16 protein-coding genes are annotated in these 14,661 nt (G+C 45.2%); 10 read left to right on the top strand and 6 right to left on the bottom strand.

The genetic code is table 11. The features are described 5' to 3' along the window. The first annotated feature begins 89 nt into the window (after positions 1-89). The 3 genes from OE749_RS02595 to OE749_RS02585 all read left to right on the top strand — a co-directional run bounded on the left by OE749_RS02595 (position 90) and on the right by OE749_RS02585 (position 4,394). A complete protein-coding gene (locus OE749_RS02595) occupies positions 90-2,060 on the top strand; it encodes a tetratricopeptide repeat-containing sulfotransferase family protein (RefSeq protein ID WP_263710783.1) in 1,971 nt (656 codons plus the stop codon). Positions 2,061-2,222: 162 nt separating this feature from the next. After that, the gene (locus OE749_RS02590; RefSeq protein ID WP_263710782.1) at positions 2,223-3,425 is read left to right on the top strand and encodes an NnrS family protein; all 1,203 of its coding nucleotides are present in this window, start codon (positions 2,223-2,225) and stop codon (positions 3,423-3,425) included. 114 nt (positions 3,426-3,539) lie between these two features. Beyond that, positions 3,540-4,394: an HDOD domain-containing protein gene (locus OE749_RS02585; RefSeq protein ID WP_263710781.1), complete on the top strand. Its 855-nt coding sequence runs from the start codon at positions 3,540-3,542 to the stop codon at positions 4,392-4,394. Between the two features lie 10 nt (positions 4,395-4,404). Here the strand turns inward: OE749_RS02585 and OE749_RS02580 are convergent, their stop codons facing one another. Next, positions 4,405-5,700, bottom strand: a complete 1,296-nt coding sequence (locus OE749_RS02580) for an alpha-amylase family glycosyl hydrolase (protein WP_263710780.1) — start codon at positions 5,698-5,700, stop codon at positions 4,405-4,407. A gap of 178 nt (positions 5,701-5,878) precedes the next feature. On the opposite strand from OE749_RS02580, the gene OE749_RS02575 reads away from it, so the two are divergent. Beyond that, positions 5,879-7,171, top strand: a complete 1,293-nt coding sequence (locus tag OE749_RS02575; protein WP_263710779.1) for a hypothetical protein — start codon at positions 5,879-5,881, stop codon at positions 7,169-7,171. 88 nt (positions 7,172-7,259) lie between these two features. Here OE749_RS02575 and OE749_RS02570 read toward each other — a convergent pair whose 3' ends face one another. Together OE749_RS02570 and OE749_RS02565 are read right to left on the bottom strand one after the other, a co-directional pair. Continuing rightward, the gene (locus OE749_RS02570) at positions 7,260-7,628 is read right to left on the bottom strand and encodes a hypothetical protein (protein ID WP_263710778.1); all 369 of its coding nucleotides are present in this window, start codon (positions 7,626-7,628) and stop codon (positions 7,260-7,262) included. A 121-nt stretch (positions 7,629-7,749) separates the two neighbouring features. After that, on the bottom strand, positions 7,750-8,067 hold the full coding sequence (locus OE749_RS02565; protein ID WP_263710777.1) for a hypothetical protein: 318 nt from the start codon (positions 8,065-8,067) through the stop codon (positions 7,750-7,752). Positions 8,068-8,188: 121 nt separating this feature from the next. On the opposite strand from OE749_RS02565, the gene OE749_RS02560 reads away from it, so the two are divergent. After that, on the top strand, positions 8,189-8,380 hold the full coding sequence (locus OE749_RS02560; protein WP_263710776.1) for a hypothetical protein: 192 nt from the start codon (positions 8,189-8,191) through the stop codon (positions 8,378-8,380). A 7-nt stretch (positions 8,381-8,387) separates the two neighbouring features. Here the strand turns inward: OE749_RS02560 and epmB are convergent, their stop codons facing one another. Continuing rightward, complete coding sequence (gene epmB, locus OE749_RS02555; RefSeq protein WP_263710775.1) at positions 8,388-9,413, bottom strand: EF-P beta-lysylation protein EpmB; 1,026 nt, start codon at positions 9,411-9,413, stop codon at positions 8,388-8,390. A 36-nt stretch (positions 9,414-9,449) separates the two neighbouring features. Between epmB and efp the strand changes: the two genes are divergently transcribed. From efp to OE749_RS02535, 4 genes are all read left to right on the top strand, one after another. Next, the gene (efp, locus tag OE749_RS02550; RefSeq protein ID WP_263710774.1) at positions 9,450-10,019 is read left to right on the top strand and encodes an elongation factor P; all 570 of its coding nucleotides are present in this window, start codon (positions 9,450-9,452) and stop codon (positions 10,017-10,019) included. A 103-nt stretch (positions 10,020-10,122) separates the two neighbouring features. Then, on the top strand, positions 10,123-11,085 hold the full coding sequence (epmA, locus tag OE749_RS02545; RefSeq protein WP_263710773.1) for an elongation factor P--(R)-beta-lysine ligase: 963 nt from the start codon (positions 10,123-10,125) through the stop codon (positions 11,083-11,085). Between the two features lie 13 nt (positions 11,086-11,098). Then, the gene (locus tag OE749_RS02540) at positions 11,099-11,686 is read left to right on the top strand and encodes a gamma-glutamylcyclotransferase family protein (RefSeq protein ID WP_263710772.1); all 588 of its coding nucleotides are present in this window, start codon (positions 11,099-11,101) and stop codon (positions 11,684-11,686) included. Positions 11,687-11,689: 3 nt separating this feature from the next. Continuing rightward, positions 11,690-12,223, top strand: coding sequence for a GNAT family N-acetyltransferase (locus OE749_RS02535; RefSeq protein WP_263710771.1), 534 nt, complete (start codon positions 11,690-11,692; stop codon positions 12,221-12,223). On the opposite strand, the gene OE749_RS02530 is transcribed toward OE749_RS02535, so the two are convergent. Both OE749_RS02530 and OE749_RS02525 read right to left on the bottom strand, forming a co-directional pair. Continuing rightward, positions 12,192-12,794 (bottom strand): peptidylprolyl isomerase, encoded by a 603-nt coding sequence (locus OE749_RS02530; protein ID WP_263710770.1) that lies wholly within the window; start codon positions 12,792-12,794, stop codon positions 12,192-12,194. The genes OE749_RS02535 and OE749_RS02530 overlap by 32 nt on opposite strands. Before the next feature lie 11 nt (positions 12,795-12,805). Beyond that, positions 12,806-13,987, bottom strand: coding sequence for a methyltransferase (locus tag OE749_RS02525; protein WP_263710769.1), 1,182 nt, complete (start codon positions 13,985-13,987; stop codon positions 12,806-12,808). Positions 13,988-14,014: 27 nt separating this feature from the next. Here OE749_RS02525 and OE749_RS02520 point away from each other — a divergent pair, with 27 nt between their 5' ends. Further along, on the top strand, positions 14,015-14,656 hold the full coding sequence (locus OE749_RS02520) for an alpha-ketoglutarate-dependent dioxygenase AlkB family protein (protein WP_263710768.1): 642 nt from the start codon (positions 14,015-14,017) through the stop codon (positions 14,654-14,656). The last annotated feature ends 5 nt before the right edge of the window (positions 14,657-14,661 follow it).

Genomic DNA, 14,661 nt, shown 5'->3' with positions numbered 1-14,661 from the left:
CGCCTTGTGTCGATGAGGTGTAAGCGACCGAGGGTTTCGCCTCGACCGCTTTGTTGGTGAGTAATCGGTAACAAGAAAAGGAATACACCTTGAGTATTGCACAACAATTGAGGCTGGCCGTGCAGCAGGGCCACTTTGATGATGTGATTTTGCGCGCCAATCAAGCATTGGAAGCAGAGCATGACGCACACGCTCGTGAGTCGATATTATATTGTCTCACGGTGTCTTACCGTCAGAAGAGGCAATACACAGATGCCCTTAGCGCGGCGAAAAGGCTGCTGGAGCAAGCGCCTGAACACGCACGGGCACACCAAGAGTTGGGGTATATCTATTTAGCGCTCGCGCAACCGCTGGATGCAGCTAATGGGTTTTATCACGCTGCTCGACATAACCCTGCGTTGATAGCCAGCTGGCGAAATTTGGCTTTATTGCATGAACAAGCGGGAAATCAAGAAGGGGCGGCGTTGGCACAAGCTCAGTTAGCGTTTCTTCAAGCGTTGCCTCCCAAGCTTCTTGGCGCTCATGATTTATTTTATGATGGACAAATCCATCAGGCAGAACAGCTATGCAGATCGTTTCTTTCACACCATAAGCATCATCCTGATGCCATGTTGTTACTTGCCCAGATCGGGATTCAACTGAAAGTATATCAAGATGCAGAGTTTCTGTTAGAGAGCTGCATTGAGTTACATCCCAATCATCAAAAAGCGGGGATAGAGTACCTGCGTCTGCTGGCAAAAATGGGTAAGTTTCAAACTGTACTTGAGATTGCTGAGCAGTTATTAAAAACTGCGCCAACCAATACCGTAATACGAACAGCCAAAGCCAATGCCTTAGTCGGTATTGGTGAGTTAGACGCTGCGATTAGCATTTATCAAGAGCTGCTAACTGAAAACGTCAATCAAGCATCTATCTACCTGTTACTCGGGCACGCGTTAAAAGCTCAGGGAAAACAGCAAGAGGCCGTATTAGCCTATCAACAAGCGTACAATGAAAATCCATCCTTTGGTGACGCATTTTGGAGCTTAGCGAACACAAAAACCTATACATTTACCGATAGTGAATTAGCCTCAATGCAAGCCATTGCAAAGGATAGTGCGACATCGAAAGATGACAAAGTGCACACATTATTTGCATTGGGAAAAGCCTTTGAAGATAAAAAACAGTATGCAGATTCCTTTGATTACTACCAACAAGGGAATGCGTTAAAACAGCTGCAATACGGCTATAACGCGGAGTTTATCGAACGTCAGGTCGAGGAACAAATTCGTACCTGTACTGCCGAATTTTTTGCAATGCGAAAAGACGTTGGGTGTAGCCGCACTGATCCCATTTTTATTGTGGGTTTGCCGCGAGCAGGCTCGACCTTGTTAGAGCAAATTCTTGCCTCGCATTCACAGGTTGATGGCACAATGGAGCTCCATAATGTGATGGGGTTAGTATCGCGCTTGCGCGGTCAAACCAATCGCTACCCAGACGTATTGCCTCAACTTCAAAATGACTATTTCAAGCAGTTTGGCGAGCAATACATCAAGGATTCCCGCGTGTATCGACGAGGCGGCATGTTTTTTATCGATAAGATGCCAAATAACTTTTTGCATATTGGCTTAATTAAATGCATGTTGCCTCACGCGAAAATCATTGATGCACGACGCAATCCGATGGCGTGTTGCTTCGGCGGTTTTAAACAACTGTTCGGTGAAGGGCAAGAATTTACTTACGATTTAACCAATATCGGTCGCTATTACCGAGCGTATGAAAAACTCATGGCACATTGGGACAATGTCTTACCGGGTTACGTACTGCGGGTAAATAATGAAGATGTGATTGCCGATCTTGAAGGACAAGTTCGTCGGATCTTGGCCTTTTGTGGTTTACCTTTCGAAGATGCCTGTCTCCGCTTTCACGAAACCCAACGCGTCATTAAAACACCGAGCTCAGAGCAAGTGAGGCAACCTGTAAACGCGAAAGGAGTGGATTTGTGGAAACACTACAAAGCCCATTTAACGCCGTTAAAAAATGTGTTGTCGAAAGTTGACGGGTCTAATGAAGGTTTTTAGTCAATACCATGTTGCTGCAATGTTGACTTAACCGTATGATGGTTAGCGCGCCCAAATGACTTTGAATTGGCAAGCATAAATTCATTTTCATAGATTGGGCTAAATGGACTGCGTGAACATATTTCACGTGTTATCTCGCAACGCTTCTCAGGAGTCTTCGCCGTGTTGCAAATTACTGATCTTCAGCAAGAGCAAAAAATTGCACCGCTATTACGTTTAGGGTTCCGTCCATTCTTTTTGTTTGGTGCGGTTTTAGCTTTTACCACTGTTCTTTATTGGGCGGGCTTTTTGCAAGGCCACGTAAGTTGGATACCGAGTGTCAATCCAATATGGTGGCACGGTCATGAAATGCTGTTTGGGTTTTTACCTGCGATTATCGCCGGATTTCTTCTGACTGCAGTGCAAAACTGGACAGGTATACCTGGCATTCGTGCAGGCAAACTAGGCGCACTGTTTGCACTTTGGGTAACCGCCAGAGTGCTGCTGTTCACCGATCTAGGTATCTCGATGTTCGCCATCATGATCATCGATGTTGGTTTTTTATTGGCGTCAGCCGCTGTGCTAGCGCAACCCGTATTAAAAATTAAGCAATACCGTAATTTAGTCTTTGTGCCGTTGCTTACCCTAATGGCTGTTGCTAACGTAGTCAGCTATTTGCCGCTTTTAGGGCTTGATGCGAAGTTCCAACAACAGGGCTTTTATGGCATGGCTATGTTGGTGACGATGCTGGTGTCGTTGCTGGGTGGCCGTGTGGTGCCATTTTTTACAGCGAATGGTACAGGGAACAGTCGATTACCTGTGATTATGTTGCTGGAAGTGTTGTCTGTGGTCAGTGTTTTCACGTTGTTCTTGTATTTTATCTCTGGTGTCTCTTTACCCCCTGAGTTTATAGCAGCGGTATGTTTCGTTGGTGCCATCGCCCAAAGCTTGAGATGGTTGCGCTGGCGTCCTTTTACTACTGGACAAGTGCCGTTGCTCTGGTCACTTCACAGTAGTTATGTCTTTATTCCAATTGGGTTGGCGTTAATGGGTATCGCCTTATTATTCCCTGAACGCTTTGTGTTGGGGCATGCACTTCATGCGCTTACTGTTGGCGCAATGGGCGGGATGATACTGGCAATGATGGCGCGAGTTTCGTTGGGCCACACTGGACGTCAGCTTGGTGCAGGCGGGTTGATGCAAGGTGCTTTCGTATTGGTTGTACTTGCCGCTTCACTACGCAGTGTGGGGATGTTTTTCTGGCCGCAATATTCCGACGTGTTGTTGCAGGCAGCCTCGTTGTTTTGGTGTTTAAGCTTTGCTGCGTATGTCTATATATATTGGCCGATATTGTCTGCCCCGCGTGTAGACGGCAAACCCGGCTAATCTGAAGCTAAAAAAAATGTGAATTTCGGGGCGGTTTATTTCCACTCTTCAACGACTTGGACTACGTTTTAAAACAGTATGTAATAAAACGTCCAGCGCAGAAGAGAGCGCCCCGTGTTTGATATTAATGACGAGACACTCGAAAAACTAAAGAAAACCGTGAGCCTGCCTTCTCGGCCAAGCATTCTGGTGGAGCTAGACAAGGAACTTCGGCGTGAAGAACCCGACCTCAACGCGGTGTCTGCGCTTCTTGCCAAAGATGTTGGCTTAAGCGCTGGCATATTAAAAATTTTAAACTCCCCTGCGTTTGGCCTTTCAAGAGAAGTCAGAGATGTCAAACATGGCGCGACCATTCTTGGGTTAGAAGCCATTAAGGGAATATCTACCGCTTACTTTCTTAAGCAGACCTTCGATCAAGGTAGTTGCTGTATTTTACTGGAACCATTTTGGGATAGAGCAACAATGGTCGCCAGAGCCGCAGTGAAAATTGGTATGGCGTCGTACTGCAATGTAACCAACGACTTAATGTACCTTGCTGGCCTGTTTCATAATTGTGGTGTGCCAGTCATGGCGATACGTTTTCAGGATTATGGGATTACCATGCTGGAGGCGCAGGAAGACGAAGACGCAACGTTAGTTGAAAAAGAAAATGCGCTTTATGATACGTCGCACAATGTAGTAGGTTACTTCTTATCTCGTTCATGGCATTTGCCCAAATCATTGTCTAAAGCACTACTTCACTCCCAAGATCGATCATTTTTTGATGTTGAAAAAGATTTTGAAGCCCGAGCATTGGTGGCCGTAATGAAAGCCGCAGAGAATGCTATTTCCATGATTTTTGAAGAAACAGACCTAACAGAATGGCGGCGATTTGGTTTGTCTGCATTGGCAGAACTGGAGTTATCGGTAGACGAATATCAGGAGCTGGTAGATCAGTTGGAGAGGGAAGTCGTGGACCTGACCAGCTAATGTAGTGTTGCTAGGCGGCGCCAGGATCTTCCCAGTGATAAACATGATACTGCCAAGGCGCTAGCCGTATTTCTATATCCGCATCTAGCGAAATGATACGCTCTTGCCTAAATTCGAAGTACTTTCCTACGAATATATCATCTGTGAAATTCACCTGCTGGTGGCGAGCACTGAAGTTAAATACGGCAAAAATTCTATGGTTTTTGTGCTGCCTGACAAAGCTGAAGACGTCAAGAGGCATTGTATTGGTCACATGCTGCATACGAGCGCCATATTCGCCATTCCACAGTGCGATGTTGGCATGTTTCAGTGCGAACAAAGCTTGGTATAGTGCGCCTATTGGATGTTTTGTCCATAGAATCGGGTCTTTATCGAAGAAGAGCAGTTGCTTGTTATCTCCGGCTTCTTGCCCGTTGTAGATCATAGGCAAGCCCTCTCCAATCACAGACAAAACAATGATTGCCTCGAGCGCATCACCAAACCGAGCCCGTGATGTTCCGTTCCATGCGTTTAAATCGTGATTTGTGACATGAGTCATTCGGTAAGCGTTGCGGGGGTAGGCTTTTTCATTCCATGAATAGTACTTATGCAGGAGTCTGACATCACCGTCTTGCTGTGCTATGCGCGTCACAGACTCTACCCACGACCATGCATAGGTGGCGTCAAAACCATGCGCATAGAGATCTCGCGACTCCCACTCGGCCAACATAAAAACGGGTTTGATTTGTTCAAGTTTAGCGCGCGCTTTTTGCCAAAATAGATTGGGAACAAATCCTGCTACGTCACAGCGAAACCCATCTATATCGGTCTCGTTAACCCAGAACAACATGGCATTGACCATGTAATCTTGCAATTCGCTATGGCTGTAGTCTAACTCGATGATATCTGCCCAATCCCACCACGGCGTGGGGCGAAAATGGCCTTTTCGATCATGGGCGTACCATTCAGGGTGAGTGCTTACTAAGATGTTATCCCAAGATGTATGGTTAGCAACCCAGTCTAAAATGACTTTCATGCCTAAGGTGTGGGCGTGATTAACGAAAGCCATTAAATCAGATATTGTGCCAAACTCAGGGTTGATGTCTTTATAATCCCTAACACTATATGGGCTGCCAAGCGTCCCTTTTCTGTTTTTAATACCAATAGGGTGAATTGGCATTAGCCATAGAATATCTGCGCCTAACTGCTTTATTCGCGATAACGCTTTTCGCGCGGCAGAAAGCGTGCCTTCAATACTAAACTGGCGAAGATTTATTTGATAAATAACCGCATTTTTGCTCCATGTTGGATGAACAATCGTCTTCATGTGAATGATGAAAGGTGGATCCCTTGGACTCAGAGATCTATCTGGTAGATAACTTAACATTAGCAGTGAAAAGGCGCTTTTGCATTTGGATAACACTTTTTCTACCCACAACTATAGTGAGGTTAATTCAGGCTGTGCTAGGATTACCGTCCTCGTATTTTTGGTATGTTGAATTGTCTTGAAGTTAATTAGACTGTTTCTGTTAGCTATGTCTCTGCTTCTTGTGAGTGCAGTAGGATTGGTATTTGTTATTTTTGATGGTTCGCCTCTTGTCGCACAACAGCAAGCGAGCACAGTTGATGACGCAGATTCTGTTCATGCGTTGATGCGAAGCGTAAGAAACATGCTAAAGCGCAGGCATCAGGCGCAAGAAGTCAGCATATCCGAGCAGCAAGTTCACAGTTTATTAGGTTTAGCAAACCGCGCATTGCCCAACTTTTCATCTAAAGTAAATCTCCAACCTGAAATCGGTCTTATCGCCGCCTCCTACGCATTTTCTTCCCCCTTCGACGTTCCGTTGCCTACCGTTTATTTGAACGTGAGTGCGTCGTTGTCTTCGGGAGCTAGATTGCATATTGATGATGTGTCTATAGGGCAGCTTACTTTATCGGGTCAAACATTTTTGTGTTTAGTGGAATGGCTTGTAAATACATGGACATCAAGTGATATTGCCACCAATGGACTAAATACGATTAAGCGTACGCAGGTGAATAAAGATTATTTGGTGCTTGATTTACAGCCGATTCAGCCGGTGCTGGCGCAATTAAATGAAATTAAAAATGGGCTAGGTACCAGCCAAGACACGCATCTGCGAGAGCGCACAGCCTATTACTTAAAAGCGTTAGATGATAAGAGCGACTTGAATCAAACTAGAGGGGTGTCATTAACTCAGTATTTGAGTTCGCTTTTTCAACTCGTAGAAAGTCAGCGCGCTTTTCATGATCCTGTCAAAGACAATCAAGCGGCTATTTTAGCTCTGGCGGTTTACACGGGGCATCATCGTTTAGCTAACTTAGTCGGGGATATTCAGCCAGTAAAAGGACGTGCCGCGCTACCTCGATATCGCCCGTTATTGGCGGGCAGAACCGATTTAACTCAGCATTTCGTATTGTCTGCAGCAATATATGTGTTATCGCAACAGGGCATCACCGTCGCCATCGGTGAGTTTAAAGAATTGATGGATAGAGCGAACGGGGGAAGCGGCTACAGCTTCGTTGATTTGGCCGCAGACATGGCAGGTTTGCGCTTCGCAGAACAGGCACTGTCACCTGAACGAGCTATGCCGTTGCAGTCTGCGTTGGCCAAGGGAGTGGAGCAAGCATGGTTATTCCCTGATACGCAAGGCTTAGCAGAGGGGCTGACAAAGCAGGCATTCTCTGAGCAGTTTGAAACAGTAGATAGTCAGGCGTATAAAGATGTACTTATTGACATTCAAACTCGAATTGACAATTTACCTTTAAGCCAACTGTAATTTTGTACTTTGAGATAAAAATCTGAAAGAGAGTTGATACAGATAGATGATATGTTGTTGCTGTTGCGATTCGCTTTTGGACAATCTATCACAGCATTTCTTGAATAGAGCGGTATACTTCGGTGGCCTTTTCTGTGGTCAGATTGTTTTTTTGTGCAGTACCAACACTGCTTGATACGCGTACAAATTCGTCGCCGGTGAGCGCATTGGGGTTATCTTCTTCTTGCTGCAAGGATTCTCTGCGTGCTTCTTGCTGCTTTTCATTTTGTTGCAGAATACGTGCCTGAGGCGACAGTTCAACTTCTGGCTTGTTGGCAGAACCAATACCATAGGCAACCGTCGTTGACTCTGCCTCACTACCTAAAATAGATCGATTCACCGACTCTCTGGTTTGAGTGGGTGTTGATATCTTATTGGTTAGGGTTTCGGCAAGATTATTGTTTGCGCGCAAATCCATAAAATCACCTCATTTACTGAGTTAAGTATGGAATATTTTGCTCAAAAAACAACCTTGCCGTATTCGTATTAAGGTTTCCGGTTCGACAATAGGCTTTCTTGAACCGCATTGCAGCCACGTATTAAGCTTTAGTGCGCAATGATTGTTGAAACTGGTTTAGGGTTTTCATCAGTAGTTCGAGTTTCTGCACAACGCTGGGAAGTGCAGCTTGAATCGTTGCATCGTCTTTTTGAGAAAGTTCAGCAATATCATTACTCAATTCTTCTACGTATGGCATAAAGCGCTTGCTACTTACGCGGAATCCCTCGTTGGAATTAAAGATATTACTGAATTTACCTTTGCCGTCTTTTTGTAACGCATTCAAGGTGTTATCTGCGTCAATGGCTTTACGATAGATAAGCTGCATGTTCTCTGCGAGCTTGTCAAAAATTACCTGCATAGTGATCTCAAAAAAATTTAAAAATAATGCTAAAGATTCGTTTAGTTCGGTCGATAACTACTCGAAGGCTGGTAATTCTGCCTGCTTTTTATTAACGCTACAAGCAATAGAGGAATTTGGTATGGAACTTCAAGGTGTAGGTGCCTCTGGAACGTCCGACGTGTCGTCTGAATTGCGTGCTGCAAAGCTAGCAAAGTCTCAGCAGGAAGCTGAAGGCAAGGCGTCACTTCAGCTGCTGGAATCGGCCGCTGACGTACCAAAAGCGACATCAGCAAACCCTGCGCTAGGTTCGACAATCGACACCTTCGCATAATTCGGGTTTACGGATGTAGCTGTAAGTCTAAAGGCGTTTTGCCGGGTTGGTCTGCAATCTCTCTAACGAGTTTGGGGACTAGATAGCCTGGCTGACGCTTTATCATTTCACGCATGATATCCCTGGCATGTTGATCTGATACATCAAAATGCGCAGCGCCTTTGACTTTGTCTAACACATGCAAATAATAAGGCAGTACACCCGCGGCAAACAATGCTTCACTAAGGGCAATTTGTGATTCGGCTGAATCATTCACACCTTTCAGTAACACAGCTTGATTAAGTAACGTGACCCCCGCTTGTTTGAGCAGTAATAGCTTGTCAATCAGCGCTGAATCAATTTCGTTTGCATGATTAATATGCAACACCATGATATTTTGCAAGCCGTTATTCGAGAACCAATCGATTAATTCTGTCGTGATGCGCGATGGAATAACAACGGGTAATCGCGTATGAATACGCAAGCGCTTTATGTGGGGGATTGACGATACTTCTTTGCTTAACCATGCCAGAAAGTCATCTTTGGCCATAAGTGGATCGCCGCCAGAAAAAATCACTTCGTTAATTTGATTGTCTTTGCGGATGTATGTCAGTGCCTCTTGCCAACCTTGCTTGTTTACACTGTTGTCTGCATAAGGAAAGTGGCGTCTAAAGCAATAGCGGCAATTTACTGCGCATCCGCCACGTACAATCAGTAACACACGGCTTAGGTATTTATGTAACAGGCCTTTTTGATCATTATTTTGTTCTAACAGGGGATCATCTGTGTAGCCCGTGGGTTCGGCAAATTCTTCTTTAAGCGGAAAAACCTGTCTTAAAAGTGGATCGTTAGGGTTGCCTTTTTCCATGCGTGCGGCAAAATCACGAGGAACACGCATAGGAAATAACTTACGAGCATGAATGTCTTGCCTATACTCTTCAACAGGCAATTGTAGGTAATGTAAAAGCTTTTCTGGGGCGGTAAATGACAAAGCGAGTTCTTTTTGCCAGTTCTGCTCTACAGAAAGCGGTTTTTTAGGTATTATCTGCGCCAACGAAATTGCTCAACAAAAGATTAGATTAGAGGAAATATGGCTAATTACAGCACAAACGAGTTTAAAGCGGGCCTTAAAATAATGCTTGATGGCGAGCCTTGCAACATTCTTGAGAACGAATATGTTAAACCAGGAAAGGGTCAAGCGTTCAACCGCGTTAAAATCCGTAAGCTAATTTCTGGCAAAGTGCTTGAAAAAACGTTCAAATCTGGCGATTCAGTAGAAGGTGCTGATGTAATGGATACGGATTTGGCGTATTTGTACACCGACGGTGAGTTCTGGCACTTTATGAACAACGAAACCTTTGAGCAGATTGCTGCTGATGAAAAAGCAGTAGGCGATACAACAAAGTGGTTGGTTGAGAATGATGAATGCACTATTACCTTGTGGAATGGGTCTCCGATTGCCGTTACGCCACCTAACTTCGTTGAGCTAGAAATCACGGAAACGGATCCTGGCCTTAAAGGCGATACAGCGGGCACAGGTGGTAAGCCTGCGACATTGAGTACCGGTGCAGTAGTGCGTGTACCGTTGTTTGTACAAACGGGTGAAGTCATTAAAGTTGACACACGTAGTGGCGAGTATGTGTCACGCGCACAAAAATAATCGCCTTTTAGATAACAAAGCCCACACATTGCTGTGGGTTTTTTTGTGTCTTTTAACGCCTTGTTTCTGACTATTTCGGCTCATTCTTTTGGAGGTAATTAGTATGTGGCAACCCAGTGCGACCATCAAGGCGCTGCGTGAGCGTGCAGCATTAATACAAAGTATCCGACAATTTTTTATTGAAAGAGACGTCCTAGAAGTGGAGACGCCTGCGTTTTCCGCTGCCAGCGTGACGGATGTGCACCTTCACACGTTTTCTACGCGATTTCATCATCCCCTCAAGCCAGATGCGCAAACTTTGTATTTGCAAACCTCTCCAGAATTCGCCATGAAACGCTTGCTCTGCGCAGGCAGCGGTGCGATTTTTCAACTAAGCAAAGCATTTAGGAACGAAGAAGGGGGGCGTTTTCATAACCCTGAGTTCACTATGCTTGAATGGTACCGTCCCGGCTTTGACCATTTCGCTCTAATGAACGAGGTGGATGCCTTGCTCCAAGCGGTGTTATCGACTGAGCCAGCAGATAGGATGTCCTATCAGGAAGTATTTAAGACTGTATTGGGGATTGATCCTCTTACAGTCGGAATAGAAGATTTGAAGTCAGTGTGTGCTGAGTTTGGCTATGCAGACATTGCAGTCGGCGAAACCGACAAAGACACGCTGTTACAGTTGCTGTTTAGTGAGCAAATAGAGCCAAAGATAGGACAAGCTCGCCCCGTTTTGGTTTATCACTTTCTGGCTTCTCAGGCGGCTTTGGCAAAAATAGATGAACAGGACCCGCGCGTGGCACGACGGTTTGAAGCCTACTATAAAGGCATTGAATTAGCGAATGGGTTTCATGAATTGTCTGACGCGCAAGAACAACGCTCGCGGTTTGAAAGGGATAATCAAAAACGACATGTGATGGGGTTACCTGAAATGCCTATAGACGCTTACTTTCTTGAGGCGCTGGAGTCGGGGTTACCCGATTGTGCAGGCGTTGCTTTAGGAGTTGATCGCTTGATAATGTTGGCCTTGGGTGCATCTCGAATATCTGAGGTGTTGGCATTTGATATAGATCGCGCATAAAGGGCACAAAAGCATGGCAAGAAGTTGGTTGTTCGGTTATGGAAGCCTGTTGAGTGTACAAAGTCGTTTGGCGCACTCCACGATACGAGGTGAAGCGATTCCCGCTCGGCTAACTGGTTGGCAACGAAAATGGGTAACGCGCTCTGAGAATGAACTACAAACCTATGTGGGTGCAGTAAAGTCCAGCGATACTGAGATGAATGGCGTGTTGTTGCCTTTAGATAAATCTTGCACTGTGTTGCAAGCACGCGAAAAAGACTATCAATTTTCGCCAGTGGCGAAATCGTCTCTGGATTTTATGTCAGACAGTGTTTCAAATACAGATACCTTCTGGATCTGCGAGACGCTAAAAGAGCACAATGCGAACGACACGTTTCCCATAACTCAATCTTATGTCGATACGTGTTTAATAGGCTGCTACGAAGTTGGCGGACATCAAGCGGTCGAGGCATTCGTTCATACCACTCATGGCTGGGAAAACGCGTGGGTGAATGACAGACTGAACCCAAGCTATCCTCGTAGAGCGGTGCTTGAGGCGGGTAACTTTGCATTAATCGACACGCTCCTTGCGTCAACGGGTATTCTTCAACATAGGAAATAATGTGTGATTGTTACATCAAGACTTGTGTTATCAGAGCTGAGAGAAGGCGACGCAGATTTTATCGTTCACTTGCTTAATGATCGCGATTTTATTCGTTATATCGGTGATAAGGGCGTTCGCGACACAGAAGGGGCGATACGCTATATGAACACTGGCCCTATTCACATGTACTGTAAACATGGCTTTGGCCTATGGAAGGTCAGCGAGCGTGAATCAGGCAAAGCTTTGGGGTTGTGTGGCTTATTGCAACGAGAGGGAATGCCTTTTGTGGATATTGGCTATGCATTTTTGCCTGACGCCCGAGGCAGAGGCGTAGCGTTTGAGGCCTGTAAAGCCACTCTTGAATATGCTAAAGAAAATACGGAACTTGAGAGTATAGCTGCGCTGGTAAGCCCCGATAATGTCGCGTCGATCGCGTTAATTAAGAAGCTTGGGCTAACGCCTACATGCGAGTGGGATAAGTACATTGATATGCAACCCACTCGCGTATTTAAAATCGCGCTACCTACTGAGGAGGAAGCACAGTTACTTTGTTGATAAAAATAGGTTCTTTCGGCACATCGGCCCAACCTATGCGTGCATGATAATGGGTGTCTACCAGTGCCATGGCATCTAGCACCTCAGTGCCTTCCATTACCATACCAAATACTGCGTAACCCCAGTTTCGGCCTGGGTCAAGGCTGGGGTTGTCAGCCATATTAAAATAAAACTGTCGATTGCCTGAGTGAGGATCATTCTGCCGTGCCATGGCAATGGTGTACAAACTGTTCTTCATACCGTTGCCTGATTCGTTAAATATATTAGGAAACTTAGACAATTCACGGAAGTCTTTGTCGACTCCGCCACCTTGAATAACAAAGTCAGGGATAACACGATGAAATTGCGTGCCTTCATAGCTGCGCTTATCTACGTAACGTAAAAAATTGTTGGTTGTGATAGGCGCTCGCGCTCGGTCTAATTCGACTACGATATTGCCCATCGTGGTTTCAATTTTTACTCGTGGATATAAGTTGTCAGGCTGAATATGTGAGCCGTCTTTTTTACCGCTTGCTTGCAATGGTAAAGTCAGTGTAAGCAATAGCGTGAAGCACAAAAGTCTGAATGTCATTAAATCGTCCCTTATCGTTTTAATGAAGATAGAATACTAAATTTCTTGTCACTGGTGACTACACCGTACCCGCCAAATAAGCGTTTGAGCTTTTTGGGGTAGTCGAGATGACGGTTGCCAATGATCCTCAGCTGACCGCCTCTACGCAAGTATTTTTTTGCATCCACAAACATTTGCCAAGCAATGTGGTCGGTAATGGCGTTTTGTTGATGAAAAGGTGGATTACATAACACGATATCTACGCTAGGGTGACCAATACTGGCGAATTCGTCTAGACAGTTGCTATGAATAAAGTGGCACTGCGACAGGCGTTCAGGCATGTTGTATTTTACATTCTCCATTGCTGATTGAATTGCCATGTGCGATTCATCGACAAAAAATACCTCGGCATCAGGGTAGTCAAGCAATACGCTTAATCCTATTACGCCGTTGCCACAGCCCAAATCGACCACACGCTTGCTGCGACAATCAGGAAGGTGATTCATCAATAAACGCCCTCCAATATCCAGTTGCTGGCGAGCAAATACATTGGCATGGTTGTGAATGGTTAAACGTTTGTCATCAGTTTGCCATACCGTTGGAAAAGGCGACGTGTGCTGTTTGTCTCCTGCGCGGCGACAGAATATCAGTCTGGCTTTTTTCTTCGCGAGCGACGTGGTAGTGTCCCCTAAGTACTTTTCGAACAAACCCAACGTCGATTTTTGAATACTTTTCACCTTGCCCGCGGCGATAATAAGAGTGTCTGGCGTCACTACCTGTTGGAGTAAAATGAGTTGGTGCTCTAGTAGCGCTGTCGTTTTCGGAATTTTGAGCAATATCACATCGGGTTGCTGATCACCTAAGGTCATGCAATCACGAAACTCTACTGGATGAGGATGGGGCTGACTAAGCGCCATATTGTGCTCTAAATTGCGCTCACAGCTTTTTCGAGAAACATAAGAATCACTGTACCAGTCAATGTCTACAGGGTTACCTTTTGCAGTAATACGCGTGGCAAACCAGCATGCAAGGGCACCAAAATCATCGTTGAATATGGCAATGCGTGAAACTGTTTCAAAAGACAACGTATTTTCTACGTGTTCTATCAGATACTCGTCGGCGGCATCCCAAGCTTGCCAGCTTTCGTGCTGAAGCTGTTCGGGAAAACGGGTTAATTCAAACGATTTATCCAGTAAACTAAAAATAGTATTCATATTAAACGTTCAGGTTATTCTTGGGTTATGCAATCCGATTTATTTGACAATGATTCGCCAGTGTTATCCTTACCCATGCAAGATGCGTGTGTTGAGTATATCCCCCGTTTTCTTGGGGGTGAACTCGCAGACTCCAGTTTGCAAACATTGGTGTCTGAACTTGCTTGGAGGCAGGATCATATCAAAATGTTTGGTAAAACGGTGAAAATACCGCGACTTCAGGCTTGGTATGGTGATAAAGAGGCCATTTATACATATTCTGGGCTAACTATGAAACCGTTAGCTTGGACACCGTGCTTACTTGAATTGAAACAGATGTGTGAGCAGGCTGCGTCGGCAAAATTTAATGGGGTGTTAGCGAATTTATACCGCAATGAACAAGATTCAATGGGGTGGCATGCTGATGATGAACCAGAATTGGGAGAGCGACCCGTTATTGCATCGTTGACGTTAGGTGAAGCGCGGGATTTTGATTTTAAGCACAAAATAACAGGTGAAAAGCATCGAGTTAGGTTGGCGCATGGTAGCCTGTTAATCATGTCTGAGGAGACGCAAAAGTATTGGTTTCATGCAATTTCAAAACGCACGAAAACACTGGGCTTGAGAGTAAATTTAACCTTCCGATTTATCCACCAACTTGAAAACACGGTTATAAGATCCCACTTATAAGCCTC

This window comes from Fluctibacter corallii (assembly GCF_025751585.1).
GTDB classification, from domain to species: Bacteria; Pseudomonadota; Gammaproteobacteria; order Enterobacterales; family Alteromonadaceae; genus Fluctibacter_A; species Fluctibacter_A corallii.
Note: the sequence above shows the minus strand (reverse complement) of the source record. Positions and strands in the feature narration are given on the sequence as shown.

Bases quoted from the DNA above. Each gene is read 5' to 3' on its own strand.
- OE749_RS02580 (WP_263710780.1), bottom strand. From the start codon at position 5,700: ATGAAGACGATTGTTCATCCAACATGGAGCAAAAATGCGGTTATTTAT.
- OE749_RS02570 (WP_263710778.1), bottom strand. From the start codon at position 7,628: ATGGATTTGCGCGCAAACAATAATCTTGCCGAAACCCTAACCAATAAG.
- OE749_RS02565 (WP_263710777.1), bottom strand. From the start codon at position 8,067: ATGCAGGTAATTTTTGACAAGCTCGCAGAGAACATGCAGCTTATCTAT.
- OE749_RS02560 (WP_263710776.1), top strand. From the start codon at position 8,189: ATGGAACTTCAAGGTGTAGGTGCCTCTGGAACGTCCGACGTGTCGTCT.
- efp (WP_263710774.1), top strand. From the start codon at position 9,450: ATGGCTAATTACAGCACAAACGAGTTTAAAGCGGGCCTTAAAATAATG.
- epmA (WP_263710773.1), top strand. From the start codon at position 10,123: ATGTGGCAACCCAGTGCGACCATCAAGGCGCTGCGTGAGCGTGCAGCA.
- OE749_RS02540 (WP_263710772.1), top strand. From the start codon at position 11,099: ATGGCAAGAAGTTGGTTGTTCGGTTATGGAAGCCTGTTGAGTGTACAA.
- OE749_RS02530 (WP_263710770.1), bottom strand. From the start codon at position 12,794: ATGACATTCAGACTTTTGTGCTTCACGCTATTGCTTACACTGACTTTA.
- OE749_RS02525 (WP_263710769.1), bottom strand. From the start codon at position 13,987: ATGAATACTATTTTTAGTTTACTGGATAAATCGTTTGAATTAACCCGT.
- OE749_RS02520 (WP_263710768.1), top strand. From the start codon at position 14,015: ATGCAATCCGATTTATTTGACAATGATTCGCCAGTGTTATCCTTACCC.